General features: G+C 37.4%; 5 protein-coding genes. 4 read left to right on the top strand and 1 reads right to left on the bottom strand.

Annotated elements, in window-relative coordinates; genetic code table 11:
• The first annotated feature begins 151 nt into the window (after positions 1 to 151).
• The 4 genes from E1140_RS00860 to E1140_RS00845 all read left to right on the top strand — a co-directional run bounded on the left by E1140_RS00860 (position 152) and on the right by E1140_RS00845 (position 2755).
• Positions 152 to 529, top strand: a complete 378-nt coding sequence (locus E1140_RS00860; RefSeq protein WP_155178062.1) for a hypothetical protein — start codon at positions 152 to 154, stop codon at positions 527 to 529.
• A gap of 77 nt (positions 530 to 606) precedes the next feature.
• On the top strand, positions 607 to 1419 hold the full coding sequence (gene epsC / locus E1140_RS21980) for a serine O-acetyltransferase EpsC (RefSeq protein WP_185153348.1): 813 nt from the start codon (positions 607 to 609) through the stop codon (positions 1417 to 1419).
• On the top strand, positions 1416 to 2294 hold the full coding sequence (gene cysM, locus E1140_RS00850) for a cysteine synthase CysM (protein ID WP_155178061.1): 879 nt from the start codon (positions 1416 to 1418) through the stop codon (positions 2292 to 2294). Before epsC ends, cysM begins: the two co-directional genes overlap by 4 nt.
• Before the next feature lie 62 nt (positions 2295 to 2356).
• Positions 2357 to 2755, top strand: a complete 399-nt coding sequence (locus E1140_RS00845) for a hypothetical protein (RefSeq protein WP_155178060.1) — start codon at positions 2357 to 2359, stop codon at positions 2753 to 2755.
• Here the strand turns inward: E1140_RS00845 and E1140_RS21270 are convergent.
• On the bottom strand, positions 2756 to 2957 hold a 202-nt coding region (locus E1140_RS21270; RefSeq protein WP_221412599.1), incomplete at its 5' end, for a hypothetical protein. It lies immediately after the preceding gene.

The following is a 2957-nucleotide window of genomic DNA, read 5'->3' as shown; positions in this document are numbered from 1 at the left end:
TAGGTTTTAGTTCTTAAAATTATCAATCATTTCTATATAAAGTTGAAAAAAAGTATCTTACTACATTGATTTGAAACTTTAGTTGGCAATTATGAATTTTAGTGAAATCCTTAATCTCTTCAGACAGGGAAAAAGCTCGGCTCAAAGCCACATGAAAAACCTAATTGAAATAGCCGTATCTGACGGTAATTTCGACAGAGTTGAGGCTGAATTACTCCACAAGATTGCCAAGAAAAATGGTATATCATCATCAAAATTAAAAGATATAGAAAAGAATCCTGGAGAGGTACTTTTTGAAGTACCTGAAGATGACTTTGAAAAGTTTCATCAAATGTATGATCTGGTGCATATGATGATAGTAGATAACGAAGTGCATGAAGAAGAAATGAAGCTCTGTAACATTTACGCCTCCAAGTTTGGGTACCCTAAACCGCATATCGATGAGCTCATCAAAACATTAAAAGCTAACATAGAGAATGGTAATGATGCCAAGGACACCATGGCTCGAGTTAAATGGATGCTTAATTAATTTTATTTTTTTCTAGTTTTTCCAATCAAAATTTTCTTTTTGGCGTTGTGTACTCTGTACACGATTAAAGAAGCCAAGTGAAAGAGGAATTTTTACAACAACTATATAAGCACCATTTAAACGCTCAGGAATGCCCATCACCGGAATCGGTAATTAAGACCTTCCAAAAGATTTTAAACATCATATTCCCTGAGTTTTCCAATTTAAGCTTTGAGTCTTTTGAAGACTTTCAGGAACACTATCAAAGTATTCAGTTGGATATTGAAAACCTTCTGAAAAAAGACGCCTGTGATGCTTCGAATCCTAAAAACACTTCTGAAGCTATTCTGCTGGCGCTACCTTCCATTAAGGCTACGCTAGATAAGGATGTAACCGCCTTGTTTAAAGGAGATCCAGCAGCTAAATCTAAAGTTGAGGTGATTAAGACCTACCCAGGATTTTACGCTATAGCTGCGCATAGAATAGCGCACGAGTTTCAAAAGTATAATCTCACATTAATTCCAAGAATTATCAGTGAACATGCTCACAGTCATACCGGAATAGATATCCATCCATGTGCGCAAATTGGTGAGCATTTCTGCATAGACCATGGCACTGGAGTAGTGATAGGTGAGACTACAATAATCGGAGATTATGTAAAGATATATCAGGGTGTAACTTTAGGAGCACTTAGTGTACGTAAAGAAGACGCAAAAACCAAGCGGCACCCCACTATTGAAAATAATGTGATTATATATTCTGGTGCTACCATACTTGGTGGCAAGACTGAAGTCGGTCAGGGAAGTATAATTGGCGGTAATGTATGGTTAACTAAAAGTGTGCCTCCTAACTCACGATTATCTTACAGTGAAGCTATAAACAAGACACAAATCATAGAATCAAAAATATGACTATCGAAAACCTTATTGGTAATACTCCATTAGTAGAAATATCGCATCTCAACCCCTATAAAAATGTAAAAATATACTGTAAGCTAGAGGGGCAAAACCCTGGTGGAAGTGTGAAAGATCGTGCTGCTTGGGGAATGATTAATGGCGCCCTTGAAAGAGGAGACATTAAACCTGGTGACAAACTGGTTGAGGCTACTAGTGGAAATACAGGTATTGCACTGGCAATGATTTCTAACCTAAAAGGGTTGTCTATGACACTGATCATGCCTGACAACTCAACAAAAGAACGTGTACAAAGTATGACAGCTTATGGAGCCGAAGTCATACTCACTCCTGCTGTAAAAACCATAGAATACTCACGAACACTGGCAGAAGAAATGGCGGCCACTGGAGAATACTTTATGCTCAACCAGTTTGGCAATGCTGATAACTATATGATGCATTATAATACAACAGGTCCGGAGATATGGAATGACACTAATGGAGAAATCACACATTTTGTGTCAGCTATGGGAACAACAGGTACTATTATGGGGGTATCAAGGTATTTGAAGGAGCAAGACCCTAATGTGACAATTGTTGGGACGCAACCAACCGATGGTTCAAGCATTCCAGGTATAAGGCGATGGTCAAAAGAATTCCTTCCGAAAATTTATGACGAACAAAGGGTGGATAGAATTGTTGATGTAAGTACCGAACAAGCTACCGAATACACCAAAAAAATGGCTTCTAAAGAGGCTATAATGGCTGGAATGAGCAGCGGAGGAGCACTTTTTGCTGCCTTAGAAGTAGCTAAAGACCTCAAAAGTGGTGTTATTGTTTGCATCACCTGTGACCGTGGAGATAGGTACTTGAGTTCAGGACTTTTTGAGTAATTAAAGAAAATTAAATTAGTCTTATTAACTTTGAACTTCCAATAAAATAATCAATCGGTTCAATGAAAAGTGATATAATAATAGAACGTAAGGAAGACTATGTCATGGTGAAGGCATCTGGACTAAGAAATACCTTCACTCAAATCATTGAGGGAACAGAAAGGCTGATTGATGTAAGCAAGCACTACGATTGCAAAAATATTTTAGCCGACTATTCAGAAATAACCTTTGACTTAAACCTTACAGAGGCCTTTAATATTGTAAAGTTGTATGAGTCGAAGTTTACAGAGTTTTACAATATGAGAATTGCTGTAATCATTGATCCGGAATTTATTGAAATAGCCAGTCTTTGGGAAAGAGTTAGTATTAAGAGAGGTTTTGATAACAAGATATTTACAGAAATCAATGCTGGCTTACTTTGGTTGACGCAGAAAACGCCAGCAGAATCAAGCAATGATTAATTACCTGTATTTCGAGAGCATCTCTTCTATAACTTGATCCATTAGCTCATATTTGGAAGCAAACTCTCTGCAGACTTCTTCCTCTTCTGGGTCAATATGACCGTCAATGGCCATTAGTGTAAGAAGATCAGAAAACTGCTCTATCCTGTCATCATACTTTTTAGGCAATACAAACTTTACGTTTTCAAGATCACCTTTAATG

This window comes from Fulvivirga lutimaris, from assembly GCF_009711525.1.
Classification (GTDB): Bacteria; Bacteroidota; Bacteroidia; order Cytophagales; family Cyclobacteriaceae; genus Fulvivirga; species Fulvivirga lutimaris.
The sequence above is the reverse complement of the archived record's forward strand: the minus strand, read 5'-3'. Positions and strand labels throughout refer to the sequence as shown.

What these genes read in the sequence shown, in the direction of transcription:
- E1140_RS00845 (WP_155178060.1), top strand. Translation starts at nt 2,357, where the DNA reads ATGAAAAGTGATATAATAATAGAACGTAAGGAAGACTATGTCATGGTG.
- E1140_RS00860 (WP_155178062.1), top strand. Translation starts at nt 152, where the DNA reads ATGAAAAACCTAATTGAAATAGCCGTATCTGACGGTAATTTCGACAGA.
- cysM (WP_155178061.1), top strand. Translation starts at nt 1,416, where the DNA reads ATGACTATCGAAAACCTTATTGGTAATACTCCATTAGTAGAAATATCG.